Annotated in this window: 7 protein-coding genes; all 7 read right to left on the bottom strand. The window is 62.5% G+C overall.

The window, feature by feature from the left end; all coding sequences use genetic code 11:
• Window position 1: 1 nt before the first annotated feature.
• Complete coding sequence (locus Pla175_RS18805) at window positions 2-1,591, bottom strand: DUF5060 domain-containing protein (protein ID WP_197526983.1); 1,590 nt, start codon at window positions 1,589-1,591, stop codon at window positions 2-4.
• A gap of 30 nt (window positions 1,592-1,621) precedes the next feature.
• Entirely contained in the window at window positions 1,622-4,018 is a 2,397-nt protein-coding gene (locus Pla175_RS18800; RefSeq protein ID WP_145288839.1) for a glycoside hydrolase family 95 protein, read from the bottom strand.
• Between the two features lie 5 nt (window positions 4,019-4,023).
• On the bottom strand, window positions 4,024-5,559 hold the full coding sequence (locus Pla175_RS18795) for an MGH1-like glycoside hydrolase domain-containing protein (protein WP_197526982.1): 1,536 nt from the start codon (window positions 5,557-5,559) through the stop codon (window positions 4,024-4,026).
• Between the two features lie 58 nt (window positions 5,560-5,617).
• On the bottom strand, window positions 5,618-7,252 hold the full coding sequence (locus tag Pla175_RS18790; RefSeq protein WP_197526981.1) for a pectate lyase family protein: 1,635 nt from the start codon (window positions 7,250-7,252) through the stop codon (window positions 5,618-5,620).
• A gap of 69 nt (window positions 7,253-7,321) precedes the next feature.
• A complete protein-coding gene (locus Pla175_RS18785) occupies window positions 7,322-8,002 on the bottom strand; it encodes a DUF3826 domain-containing protein (RefSeq protein WP_145288836.1) in 681 nt (226 codons plus the stop codon).
• Window positions 8,003-8,043: 41 nt separating this feature from the next.
• Window positions 8,044-9,501: a Gfo/Idh/MocA family protein gene (locus Pla175_RS18780; RefSeq protein WP_197526980.1), complete on the bottom strand. Its 1,458-nt coding sequence runs from the start codon at window positions 9,499-9,501 to the stop codon at window positions 8,044-8,046.
• Window positions 9,502-9,614: 113 nt separating this feature from the next.
• Complete coding sequence (locus Pla175_RS18775; RefSeq protein WP_145288828.1) at window positions 9,615-12,788, bottom strand: autotransporter-associated beta strand repeat-containing protein; 3,174 nt, start codon at window positions 12,786-12,788, stop codon at window positions 9,615-9,617.
• Window positions 12,789-13,005: the final 217 nt, after the last annotated feature.

The following is a 13,005-nucleotide window of genomic DNA, read 5'->3' as shown; positions in this document are numbered from 1 at the left end:
GCTATTCATGGTCGGCACGGGTGATGCGTAGTGCGATGTACGGCTTGCCGGGCAGGTCGATCGATCGGCCCTCGGCGTCTTTGAACTCGTACTGGCTGTGGCTCTTGGCGTGAAACTCCCCGTCGACAGGGGTCGTCGTCATGTTCCAAGTATCCAGAACCTCAGCCTTGAACGTCATGCCGTCCTCGAGCTCGTGCCGCGGCAGCGAAAACTCCCACGTCTTTGGTTGGCTCGTCCCGAAGTAAACAAGGTAGTACTCCGCCGGCTTGCCGCAGATGTTGGGGGCCTGCCATTTGTCGATCGGGTTAAGCCCGCTCGCGGGCGAGCCCAGTAGCACGTCTCGTAGAAAGGCGATGCGCGCCGGGCTCTCACCCTTGAGGACGCCCCCCTTGGCCCACCACAACACGTCGTCGTCGCTGAGGTAGCACTCGCCGTGGGTGACGTAGCACCCTGCCACGGTCCCCTCCCAGAAGCGGTGCACCATCTCCTCGGCCGAAAGGTTGCCCCAGCGCAGCGGGATGTCCCCCTCGTATTTTACTTCGTCGAGCACAATCGGCTTACGATACGCGTCGCGGTACAGCACCGCCCGCCCCGCCTCTTCCGCGGCCGATCCGTTCTGAATGCTGGCGTGCGTCAGCAGCGGGTTGTTGTGGTTGTAAAGAATGTAGCCATTGTGGATGCTCGTCAGGCGCCGGTAGGGGTCGGCATCCGAGACCACCTGGATCATGCGGTCCCAATCCGACTCCTGCTTGTGTTTCATGAAGTCCCATTCGTTCGCGAGCGACCACCAAACGTTGCGATAGGCCGCCAGACGGCTGACCACATATCGCAGATACCGGTCGTCCGCGTCGTCGCTCATGCGGTCGAAGCCCCACCGACCGTCGTCGTAGGGGTGCAACAAGATCAGGTCGGCCTGGACGCCCTGCTTGGCGAGCTCCACGATCTGCTTCTCTAAATGTTGGAAGAACTTCGGATTGTACCGAGAAAAATCCCACTGGTTGGGGGGCGTCCCCTCGAACGCGTAGAGCGATGGGTCGTTCTGGTTCCAGGTGTATCGCTTGGGGAAAACACACATCCGCAGTTTGTTGAAGGGCGATTCCGACAGCGTCTTCAAGGTCTGCCGCTGGAGCGATTCGGGTTGCGACGTCCACGCGTAGCAGGTGGTGCCGATCGGCTTGTAGGGCGAACCGTCGGCGTAGGCGAAGTGAAACTCATGGGCGACCTCCACCGGTCCGTGATTGCCCGCGCCGGGCGCCGTCGCCTCGAACTCGCCGCTCTTGCCGTCCAGCTCTACGGCGTTGCTGGCGCTGCGGTACTTCCATTTCCCTTGGCTGGGGGGCGAGAAGCGGACCCGGTAAACGCCGTCGCCGTCGTAAAAGCCGGCGGCGGTAATCGACTGGTCGTCGTGCGAGAAGGTCGCGCTCAACTCGACGCCGAGAAACGGGTTGCCTGTAGCGGGGCCCTCAAGCTCAACTTCAAACACACCCCACTGCTCGCACGATGGAGGCGCAGACACGGCCATGGCGCCCGAGAGCAGCGCGAGGAGCATGGGGCTGAACAGGAAGCCGAAACTGCGGATCAATGGGTGCATGTCGTGCTGAAGAGGTTGAATGGGGGTGGGTTACTCTGGGTCGTTGGAGGCAAGGACCGCAAGCTGTCCGTCCAGTTCGACGGAATCTCCGGCGGCCAAGTCGATCGGCGACTGGCGGTCGTCCCGGCAAAGCAGCGCCCGCCTGCCGAGGTGCGAGCACACGCGGGCGTGCGTCATCCGCCCGACTCGCCAAGCGACGTCCACCTCGAAGCCGTCGCGCGTCCTCAGGCCCGTAACGCTCCCGCTGGGCCATGCCACCGGTAGCGCCGGCAGCAACTCGATCATCCGCACCCCATCCGGGGTTCGGCGGTGCGACTGCACGAGCATCTCGCACACCCCGGCGGTTGCGCCGAAGTTGCCGTCGATCTGGAACGGAGGGTGAGCGTCGAAGAGGTTCGTATAGACCCCGCCGCCGCGGTAACCCGTCTTGGGCGAGTCGGTTAGCGTCAGCAGCCCGTCGAGCACGCGCAGGGCGCGGTCGCCGTCATGGAGCCTGGCCCAAAAGTTGATCTTCCATGCCCGCGACCATCCGGTGCCTTCGTCGCCTCGAAACTCCAACGACTGCCGCGCGGCCGCGAACAACTCTGGCGTGTCTAGAGAGATCTCGCTGCCTGGATAGAGCCCCCATAGGTGCGAGACGTGACGGTGCTGATTGCTGGGGTCGTCGACGTCTTCGAGCCACTCCTGCAGTTGCCCGTGCTTGCCGATCTGGTTCGGCGCGATGCGAGCTCGCAGCTCGCGGAGCCGGTCTCGGAAGCCCGAGTCGACGCCCAGAAGCTCGCTCGCTTCGATGGTGTTTGCGAACAACTCGCGGACGATCTGGTGGTCCATCGTCGGGCCCATCACGAGCCCGCCTTGTTCAGGAGAGTTGCTGGGCCCGCTGATTAGCAGATTTGAATCCTGGCGGGGGTCCTCAACTAGGTAAGCCGCGAAGAACCCGGCGGCGCCCTTCATCAACGGGTAGGCCCGCTCGCGCAGGAACCCCACGTCACCCGAGTAGAGAAAGTGTTCCCACATCTGGCTGCACAACCAGGCGCCCCCCATCGGCCAGATGCCGTGGTTGGAGGCGTTGATCGGCGCCGCGCCGCGCCAGAGGTCGAAATTGTGGTGCAGCACCCAACCGGGCGCCGCGTATTGCTGGCGGGCGATGTCGGCGCCCGTTTCCGCGAGATCGGCCAGCGCCGCGAACAGGGGTTCTTCACACTCGGGAAGGTTGCAGGGCTCGGTCAGCCAGTAGTTCATCTCGGTGTTGATGTTTACGGTGTACTTGCTGCCCCACGCAGGCGTGAGCGAATCGTTCCAGAGGCCCTGCAGGTTGGCCGGCTGCCCGCCGGGGCGGCTCGAGGCGATCATCAGATACCTGCCGTAGTGGAACAGCAACGCCGCGAGCTGAGGATCGGGGTTCTTGTGGCTAGCGAGGACCCGGTCGTCCGTGGGGAGCGATGCGTCGTAGTCGCCGGTAAGATCGAGACCAACACGGTCGAATAGCCGCTGGTGGTCGGCGGTGTGCGCTTGGTGGAGATGGTCGAACGATTTTCCAGAAGCAGCTTCGAGATGATCGAGGCTGCGGGCGACAGGGTCTGCGGAGACGTTGCGGAAGTTGACGAAACTCGTTGCGGCGGATAGCAGAAGCGTGGCGCGGCTCGCACCGGTCACCGTTAAGCGCTTGTCGGTAGACGCAATCTGGCCATCGGTCGAGCCGATCCTCAGGTGGGCCGCAAATCGGGTCTGACCCGAAACATCCGCGTCGCGAAGATTGTCATCGCGCACCCGACCGGTGAGCAGCAGCGTGGCGCCGTCTGGATCAGTCGTCTCCCACTTTGGCTGGGGGCTGCTGATTGCCGACGTGAACTCGAGCGTTCCTGGCTTGTCGGTCTCGACCTCGATAACGATCACTTGATCGGGAAAGCTGGCGAACGCCCGACGGGTGTAGCGCACTCCGCCCGAGTCGAAACGGGCAGTTGTGGTGGCGCTCTCAAGGCTGAGCGAACGGCGGTAGTTGCTCGGAGGCGTGGTCGTGTTGAACTTGAGGGTGACGTCCCCGAACGGTTGGTAGTTCGCCTGGCCGATAGGCTGTGACATGAAGCGACGGGTCGCCAAGTCCTGGGCATCGCTTTGCTTGCCTTCGAACAAGAGCTGCCGAATCTGCGGCAGCGCTTCAGCGGCGCCCGGATGGGCGTAGCTGTGGGGACCGCCGGTCCAGAGCGAGTCTTCGTTGAACTGGTACCTAGCCTCGGTGACGCCGCCGAAGTCCATCGCCCCTAGCCTGCCGTTGCCGATCGGTAGCGCGGAGGTCCATGCTTTGGCGGGCTGGTCGTACCACAGCTCCAGTGGAGTGCCTTGCGGGTCTGCCGAGGCAGTTCCTGCTGCTACGGCCAGAACTGCGGCGGTGGCCCACGATCTAAGGTGGCAGGGGGAAAGAGTCACTCAACTTACTCCGTGAGGTGTGCCTGGTCGTTGGCGGGGATCTCGCAGGTCAACCTGCCTAGCTCTTTCCGATTGGCGAGCTGTTCACCATCGCACCAGACGGTCAGTCCGGCGCGCCGTCCGTAGCGTTCGCCCGACTTGTCCCAAATTACGGTGATGCTGTGGCCGTGGTAGGGAACGCCATCCAAGCAGAACCACTCCCAGACGCCGCTGGGCAGCAGAGGGGAAACCTCGATCGTGTTGTCGGATCGGGGGACGAGGCCCACCAGCCCGCCAATCACCAGGTCGCAGAATGTCGAGTGGTTGTAGAAGCGACTCCGCTGGGCCTTGGGGCCCGTGATCAGCCACGCGCCAGTTGTCTCATCGCAATACTCGCCGATGTACGTCTTGCCGTCTTGCTGATGCGAGGTTGCGTAGCGCACCAATTGCTCAAAGTAGTCGTCGCGCGTCACCACGGATTGCTCGGGCCCGCGCAGCAGGTTGGCTAGGCCAACCAGCGTTTGGCTGGTCGCGAACGGCCAGACCGCCCCGTCCCATTCACAAGTCCCCACGCCGTGGCTGCGGAACTCAGGGTGTCGCCGTTCGGCGGTTGTCAGCCCGCATGGCGCCCAGAAGCCGTTCGGGTCCTTGATCTGGCGCCAGGCCGCGGCGTGCTCCGGACCCGCAACCCCGAACGTCCAGGGGATGAAGCCGATCGCTTCGCGCGCGTCGGAAAGCCCCCCCGTCTCGAGCCGGGCCTTGAAGAACTCGGCGTCGGCGTGCCAGAGCGATTCGACGATCAGGTCCGTCAAGGCCTCAACTTTGCTCGAGAACTCTTCCGCCAGCTCGGCACGGCCAGCCAGCGCTGCGATGCTGGCAATGGCCCGCGCGTTCGCGGCCATGTAGCAGTTGATCGTTGGCCGGATGTTCTTAGCGTGCCGGTCGCCGCTAATCGACTCCTCCATACCGTCGCGGACGTCGAATTGATAGAACAGGCCGCTCGGAAGGCGGCGTTCGGCTTCCCACGTGCGGTAGTCGGCCACCAAGTCTTCTAGCAGGTCGATTAAGAACGCCTCGTTCCCGTTCACCCGGTAGCGGTCGTAGAGTGCAGCGGCTGCCCAACTACTGAACTTGTGGAAGTGCTCCGCCGGGCCGCCGCCTGGCCCTGAGCGAAACCACATCAGGGCGTAATCATCCAACAACGCCTGATCCCACAGCCAGCGTCCCTCGGCGACATGATGGCCGAACGCGCACGCGATCGTGTTGTGATGGCCCGCGTGGCTGACCGGCGTGATGAACTCGGTCAGAACCCGGCCCCCCGGGGTCTGCTTGATGTGCTTCCGGTACGTCCACCAGCGGAAGTAGTAGACCTCCTCCAGCCGCGTCGATGGGCAGTCGAAGAGCGGCGCATTCTCCGTAATCCAACGGAGCGAATGCTTGTTCGGAACGAGATTGACGACGTCCTCTTTGTCATTGGCGTTGAGCGTGTCGACGTACGGTTGCGCATCATCGGGCCCGAGAACGATCCACGGGGTCTTGGCCGAGGTCAGCGAAGACGCCAATACGCAGGCCAACGCAACGCCGGCGCCGGCAATGGAGGTTAGCCTGCGACCAAGCGGTCTAGCTGTTCCAGAACAGATCGACATAGGTGCGTGGCGTTTCGGGCTTTTCGGCTGGGGCGGCCGGGTTGGCGCCGTTCAGGAATTCTTCGATGTTCGTGTACCCGTCCGCGTTCAGGTCACCGGAGGCGTCTGAACCGTCGCGCGGATCGAGCCCGTTGCTCAGTTCCCAATCATCAGGCATTCCGTCGCTGTCGGTATCGGTGTAGGGCGTGCCGGCGTACTCGGGGTAGCCCCCCACGTGTGCGATGTCGGTGATGATCCCCTTGCTCTCGGCGTAGGTCACCGTGCCGGTGCGGACCATCTCTACCACCCGCTTATCGACCGCGTCTCGCACGGGGCGGGTAGCCCCGGCGTTCGCCAGCACGTAGGTGTAGGCCTCTTCCGCCGGTTGGACGTCGATGTAGGCGCGCGGGTAGGGCTTGTCGGCCCGGATCTGCGTGAGCAGCTCTTCCTGTGTCGGCACGGTGACGCCCTTCTTGAGGGGCTCCCGCGGCGGGTCGATCTCTACCTGCACGCCGCCGTCCCAGTTATCTGCGGTGACCCTGTCGTTGCCTTCAACGATATTGCCGGCGACGTACGCTTTGCCAAAATCGGGGAGAAAGTAGGGGCTGCGGCGCGCCTCGGGCTTGAGGATGCGATGTCCGATCGGCTCGTCCGTTGGCGTGACCGGTCCGGGTTTGTAGTAGTTGTTGACGATCGTGTAGAAGCTGCGGTGGTCTCCGCCGTCGACCGTGCGATGCAGCCAGTTGTAGATGACGTTGTTGGCGAAATTGAAGTCGTAGATCATGCCGACGCTTGGATTGCGGCCGGTGTTGCACGCCCACAGGTTGTGGTGGAAGGAGCTGTTGTACCCGCCCAGCGTGCTGCCGAACGAATGATTGTAGGTGTCGAGCGCCTCGCTGAAGATCGAATCCTGGATCGTGATGTTCACGGTGGGCAGCTTCAACTCTTTGCTCCCATCGGGGGGGTGATACATATGACGGTACATCGATAGGTTTTCGTCCAGCCCCCAGCTTGCGGATACGTGGTCGATCATAATATTGCCGACCGGATTGCCTCCGAGCGAATCGTTGCGGTCGCCAACCCAGGTCGCTCCGCGGCGAAATCGCATATGGCGGATCACGACGTCGTGCGTCTCTAGTTCGACCGTGTCCCCGGCGATGCACACGCCGTCGCCCGGCGCACTGCCGCCGTGGATGGTGAGGTAAGGCGCGCGGACGATGATGCGGCTCTTGAGCCGGATGATCCCGGCGACGTTGAACACCACGATACGGGGCCCCCCCGCCTCCAGCGCTTCGCGGAAACTGCCCGGGCCGCTGTCGTTGAGGTTCTCCACGGTCATCACTTGGCCGCCACGTCCGCCAAAGGCGTACATCCCTCCCCCCTGCGCGCCGAGGAATGCGGGGATCTCGGCTTGCGGCAAGTCTTCCGGCTTGGCGGCCCAAGGTATGTAGGGTTTGCCCTCCTTCTCGGCCGCTTGGACAGCGGGAAGGGCTCGCTGCCACGCCTCATCGGAGCGACGGTAGACCTCGTCAAGCCGGCGCTGGGTCTCTGCGGCGACTTCGGAGCTGATCTTCGGGTACTGTGCTTCGGCTAAGCCGCTAAGGCAGACGCCCAAACAAGCGGCAATCATCGGGCGTGTGGCTCGAGCGACGGGGGTTACAACGGTCATCGTGCGCCTTTGTGCCGAATTTGTGACAGACTACTTGCCGCGTCTACGTACGAGCTCGCTCTCTGCCTGCTTGAGGTCGTAGCCAGCCGCAGATAGGTAGTTGTTGATGCGTCCCTTGTACTTGCCAAACGTCGCGTGCTTTTCGTCTGACGATCCTGCGTCCATCGCGTATTCTCGCGCTTCGATCAGGTTGCTACGGATCTCCCGCTTCTGGTCGTCGGACAAGCCGGGCAGTAACTCGCAGTAGGCTGAATAGGTGATCGGTACGACCCCATACGTCATGCCGTCTTTGACATCGTCAACTTGCTGGGGCGTGAGCTCCGCGCCGAGTCTCGCAATAAACCGTCGATGGAGGCGGACCACTTCGCGGTCGCATTCTTCTCGGATAGCTTTCTCACGTTGAGCCACACTCCCGTCTCTTGCCGTCTTGGATTCTGCCAAACGAGCGTCTCGCGCAGCGTGTGCGCCGCGAAGGAAGCGGTATTGATCGGCGATAAGCCTCGTGACACGTGTGCTTTGATCGGCGTCATCGATTGCGAGCGGCGCGACGATCTTCGAAGCACGCTGCATGATGGCCGCTCGGTAGGCCGACTCCTCCTCGGCAGACTCAACCGCGACCGCGTCAGCAAATGAGGGCGCAACGGCGCTGAAAAAGTACGTTGCCACACCAACAACGGCGGCTTGACGCAGACTTGTGCCGGGGATGCGCATTGCACACGAATTCAGTTGAGAGGTCGAAACGAGCCGGTGATTTAGACGGTTGAATCGACCTCGGGGATCTCAAACCCGGAACGGTAGTCGCGGCTCCGCAGCTTGGACGCCTGGGCGTTGCCCTTGAACTGTTCGGATTTCGGGTCGATCTCTAGCCAGGGCCCCATGACGAGGGCTCCGGGAGCGCCATCGACGTCGATCTCGTTTGCGCGCAGGTGGCTCGCCATACGCTCGAATGCGCCGCTCAGCAGCGCATTTCCGGCGATCTCGTTTGCGATGTCGCTGGCGGCTCGTTGTTCCCCAAGTCGATGCGACACGTTCCCGATGTGGCACAGGGCGCTCGAGACGTGCCCCTGGCGGACCTCGGCATTCAAGAGTTTCGGGTCGTGGGCCGCGACGGCCTCCAGCCAGTTGGCATGGTGGTTACCACCGCCTCGCCAGCTTTTTACCTCTTTGCCATGGTTGTCGTACGCCGCAGCGTTCTCGTAGTCGTTCGAGGCATGAACGTAGCCGTCCTGACATTGAACGATGACGCCGATCTGGCTGCCGCGGAAGCGGTCCATCGAGTCGCCCCACCGCCGCTGGCCCGCCTTTGAGCGGGGCAATCCTCGTGTCTCGAAGATCAACGGCGCTGTCGGATAATCGTGCAATACGACCTGGGTGTTAGGGGTGTTTCCGGCATCGTCGTAGCCCAGCCGGGCGCCAATACTTACGCAGCGGGGCGCGACGCCATCTTCGCCGAGGAACCAACGGGCGACGTCCATCTGGTGGATGCCCTGGTTGCCCATGTCGCCGGCGCCGGTGTTGAAGTCCCAGTGCCAGTCGTAGTGCAGCTTGGGTCGGAAGAGGTCAACCTTTTCGGCGGGGCCGCACCATAGGTCGTAATCGACGCTGCTGGGGATTGTCAGCGGCGAGTCGAGCTTGCCGATCGACTGCCGTGGCTTGAAGCAGGTTCCCAGCGCGTACCGGATCTCGCCGAGACCGCCCCCTCGGACCCACTTCACGGCTTCTTGCAACGCCTGACTCGAACGCGACTGAGTGCCGCACTGGACGACGCGTCCACTTTTGCGCGCGGCGGCGGATAGTTGTCGGCCCTCCCACACGTTGTGTGAGACTGGCTTCTCGACATACACGTCTTTGCCCGCATTGATGGCGGCAATCGCGATCAGCGAGTGGGTGTGGTTCGGCGTCGCGATCGACACCGCGTCGATGTCTTGATTCTCCAGCAGTCGGCGGTAGTCGCTATAGGTTTCCAGCTTGCGGCCGGTCTCCGCACGAAACTCGCCGGCGCGATCGTTGAGAATAGTTTGGTCGACGTCGCAAATCGCCACCAGGTTTTTTGAGAGGTTCCCCATGTGGCCGCTTCCTTGGCCCTTCACCCCAATAACCGCGACGCGTAGGTCCGAGGCAGATCTTACTTGGGCCAGAGTGGAGCGCGGTGACGTGAGGGCGAGCCCAGCAATCGCGGCGGAGGAAGTCACAAACTGTCGGCGGTTCATCACCATTCGATCGTCTTTTGGTAGCCAGGGACCGTTCTCGTACGTAAGCATAACAAGAAATAGACCCGCACCGTCTCGCTTCGAGGGAGCGGTGCGGGTCTCGAACGAACTGGCTAGACCCTACGCCGGAACACGGCCAACGGGACGCCGGCGAGCAGCAGCAGAACCAGGGTCGCGGGTTCCGGCACAGAAGCGGCGGCGCCCAACGCCGCAATTGCCAACGGGGGAGCGGTCATGCCGAAATTCGTCTTCCACAGGTCGTAGTCGGCGGACGTGACGCCGGGGTTTCCATCGCCGTTGCCGTTTAGGGCGTCGTCGGTCGCGGCGCCCAGGTTGTCTCGCCAGGTGGTGTAGTCGGCGGCGTCGACGTACCCGTCGCCGTTGAAGTCGCCGCCGATCTTCCCAAGCATCACGGTTTCGGTCACGTTCAGTACGCCAAGCCCAGTGAACCACGAACGCTTGTTCGCTGCGCTCGAAAGCAGGCTTCCCCAGGTGCCTCCCACTTGCTGGACGCCGTTGAAGAACAGCCCGCCGATCGTGTCGATCCCAGCGAAATCTAGGTCGAATGTAGAGGTGGGGAGGAGCAGCACGTCGGCCGTATCGTTAAGGGTTGGGTTGGTGATGCTGAGCGTCCCCGCGCTGACCGTGGTGTTGCCCGCCCAGTTGTTGCCGGGGTTGGTGAGGACCCACTTGCCGGCGCCTGACTTGACGAGGCTAACATTGCCGGTGGTAGCGTCGTCGCCGATCAGCGGCGCAAAAGTGTTGTTGCTTGAGTTTGTGCCGGACAGCGTCAGCGTGCGGGGCGCTGTGCCGAACGTAACCGGCGTATTGTTGAAGCTGGTAAAGGCGCTGATGGGGTCGCTTAGTCTGATGCGTGTCGGGCTGACAATCTCGGCGATGGTAATCGAGCCGTCCGGGGGCGAAGACCCTTCCACGACCCCGCTGGCAGCCACGGTCATGCCCGGCACGAGGTCGGCGGTGCCCGACTGAATATCCGCAATCAGCCCGATCCCACCGATCCAGGTTTGCCCCACCACATCTCCGTTTCGGACCGCGGCAATGCCCATGGCGATGGCGCCGGTATTGGAAAAGGTCACGGCCCCTGAGCCCGACGCCTCGATCGTGCCGCCCCGCGTTCCGATGGTTAGCAGCCTATCGGTGCTCGTGGCGGCGCCTTCGTATCGCAGCGTGCCTCCTTGGACGTACAAGTTTGCCGCGGCCGACGAGGAGCTTCCGATGCTGCTCGCTACGCCGCCATTCGCCAGACTAGACACTGAAAGCGTCGTACCACGGAACTGGCTGCTGTTCTCGACGTTGTTGTCCGCGATGCCGTTGGCTTCGTTGCTGTTGAGCTGTTCGCCGAGGATGCTGGTTGTGCCGGTATAGTTGTTGGTATTGGTAAGCCGCACCATGCCGATCTGCTGGATCGGGCCAAAGTCGAGCCCGTTTTGCACCACTAGGCTGCGGGCCCCGGTGAGCTGGTTTGTGTTCGGAAGCTGCAAGATGCCGCCGCCGCCTCCCAGCCGATAGGTGGCATTTCCGGGGGTGATTGTGCCGGTGTACTGTGTGGTGGTGCTTCGATCGCGAGCGGCGAGGCTCATGTCTTGGGCGTTGGCCAGGTCGCCGGTGGTAAAGTCGAGGTTTCCTGCGTACTCGCCCGCTGCCAGCATGAGGCCGCCGTGGTCCCATGCGTCGAAGCTGGCAAAGTCGTTGCCGATGTTCCCTTGTTGAGTGACGATGGCCGACGTTGGCGCGGTCGCCTTATTGTTGACTCGGCTAAGGAAGGCGGAGGAGTCAGGGCCTGTCACCGTGCCGTTCTCCAGCCCGATGCCGCCGGCTCGCGATACGATCGTGCTGGAACCCAGGTCGTTGATCGTCGCAACGTGAAGGTTGCCGCCGGAAACTACCGTGCGGAATGAGTAGTCGCTGTTGTTGCCCGTCAAGCTCCCTTGAAGGTAGACAGGCCCGGTGCCGTACTTAAAGATCGAGCGACTGACACTAGCGGTCTCGTGATTGCGGATGGCGCCCGTGACACGCGTCAGTCCCGACCCGTCGAAGATATACTGCTTGTCCGCCGCCGGAAGACCTCCCAGGTCGGGTTCGGAGTCGCCGTCGATGTACTGCGTGCCGGAAAGTTTGAATTCCTTTCCCGCCGGGAGCAGGTTGATCCAACCGCGGGCGTTGTCCTGTTCAACCGGCCCAGACCACTCCAGCGAGTGCTCGCCTTTCACGGTTACGAACTGGGCAAAGATCATTCGGTTTGCGAGGTTGCGGCTGTCGTTGTCCGAGAGCAGATTGTTGCCAAACTCGCCGGTAATGGTCTTGGACTTGATCGGGCCGGTTCCGAACGCCAGGTCGTTGGCGAGCACGATGTTCGCCCGGTTGGGGGCGATCCGGCCAGTGATGGTGTTGGCGCCGCTCAGGATGACGGTGCTTAGGGGCAGGACCTCGCTGTTGCTCACGTTTCCGATGAGCAGGTCGCCGGCGCCCGAGATGACGCCCGAGTACTCCGCCAAACCGCCGTTCGAGATCGAACCGTTGATGTGGAAGTCAAATTCTGTCTCGCCTCCCATAGGATTGAGGTTGTTGTTTGGGATGGCGAGTGGGCTTGAGACCGTGAGCTTGAGTCCGGCTGGCAGGTAGTTATCAATCCCCGGTATCGAGTTTGAGGTCTGTGATCCGCCAGTGAACGTGATTGGGCCGTTGATCAGCAGGTCATTGGTGCTCACAAAGCCGACCGGCGCGTTGGCGTCGCGGTTCGAGTCGATGTCGAGCGTCTCGTGATTTAGGAAAATCGGAACGCTGATCACGTTGGTAGATCCGGCGACGCCCCCACTGATGATCAGCGCTCGGCTTTCGTTAAACGAGTACTGGAGCACCTTCGGGGGTTGGCCCATGGGGGGGGGCGGGTTGTCGTTGTTCTCGAAGTTCTCAAAGATTAGCCTCCCGCCGCTGCCAACCACGGTCGTCGTAACCGCACCGGCGGTCCCGCCAAGCCGGAGCGACGCCACCGTCACGTCTGTCGCCCCGACGTTAACTGTCAGGTTGCCGGCAAGTGCGACGGACAGGTTGGCGCCGACGACCGGGGTGATCACGGTATCATCAGGGTCTACCCGGCCGGGGTCGTTCGGGAATCCGAGCTGGTTGGGCCAGTTCGCTGCAACTTGCCAGTCTTGGTTACCGGTCTTTGTGGAGTCCCAGTTCCACTCGGTCACCAACTGGGCTTGTACGGCACAAGCGCCGCAGGCAGCTACGATGCCCGCCAAGAAGAGGCTCTTCCCTGTCATGATTGTTTTCCTATGCCTTCGGAATAGACGTGCTGAAGAAGTGATCGTCCCGGGGTGGGACGCTTTTGTTGCTATCGGAGTTGCCGGACTTGATCAGTGGCTAGCTACGCCACCCGTCATTGCTTCATCCACAATCGCTGAACGATTGTCTCTTGAGACGCGTTTCATACAGGAGTCTCGTAGTGCGTGGATCGCGAAAGCTCTCCAGCGGGATGAT

Source organism: Pirellulimonas nuda, from assembly GCF_007750855.1.
Classification (GTDB): Bacteria; Planctomycetota; Planctomycetia; order Pirellulales; family Lacipirellulaceae; genus Pirellulimonas; species Pirellulimonas nuda.
This window is presented reverse-complemented; position numbering and strand designations above follow the sequence as displayed.

Bases quoted from the DNA above. Each gene is read 5' to 3' on its own strand.
- Pla175_RS18805 (WP_197526983.1), bottom strand. From the start codon at position 1,591: ATGCACCCATTGATCCGCAGTTTCGGCTTCCTGTTCAGCCCCATGCTC.
- Pla175_RS18790 (WP_197526981.1), bottom strand. From the start codon at position 7,252: ATGATTGCCGCTTGTTTGGGCGTCTGCCTTAGCGGCTTAGCCGAAGCA.
- Pla175_RS18785 (WP_145288836.1), bottom strand. From the start codon at position 8,002: ATGCGCATCCCCGGCACAAGTCTGCGTCAAGCCGCCGTTGTTGGTGTG.
- Pla175_RS18780 (WP_197526980.1), bottom strand. From the start codon at position 9,501: ATGAACCGCCGACAGTTTGTGACTTCCTCCGCCGCGATTGCTGGGCTC.
- Pla175_RS18775 (WP_145288828.1), bottom strand. From the start codon at position 12,788: ATGACAGGGAAGAGCCTCTTCTTGGCGGGCATCGTAGCTGCCTGCGGC.